Source organism: Treponema sp. R6D11, from assembly GCF_054786075.1.
The window spans coordinates 1-373 of sequence record NZ_BDHD01001154.1; the positions used below are offsets into that span (position 1 = coordinate 1).

1 protein-coding gene is annotated in these 373 nt (G+C 48.3%); it reads right to left on the minus strand.

The features are described 5' to 3' along the window. On the minus strand, positions 1-373 hold a 373-nt coding region (locus tag ACYVTD_RS17900; protein WP_461248963.1), incomplete at both ends, for a hypothetical protein.

A 373-nucleotide genomic window follows, 5' to 3' on the forward strand; every position in this document is an offset into this window, starting at 1 on the left:
GTTTTTTCTTTACCTTCATTTTCTTGGTCAACCTCAATTTTTATTGTCGGGTCTTCCTCTTTGTTTTTTACGGTTTTCGTACCCGTGCGGTTGTCTTCCGTGAACACCCACCCGGAATTGGTAACTCGTTTTCTGATGTTAGCAGCGTCTTTGGAATCTTCTTTGAAGGTGGTGTGTTCGGCGACCTGATAGCCGAACAGGGAGCATAAGACAAAGGCGCTTGACACGTCGCCTGTCGGCATAAGGCAAAATACAAACGTATTGACGGGGGGTAGGTTTCGCTCACCTGATAAAACCCCCTTGTCCTTGTCTATCGTAACCCATTCAGGGCTTGCTACACGGACACCCGATAATTCCCTGCCCGTGTCCATGC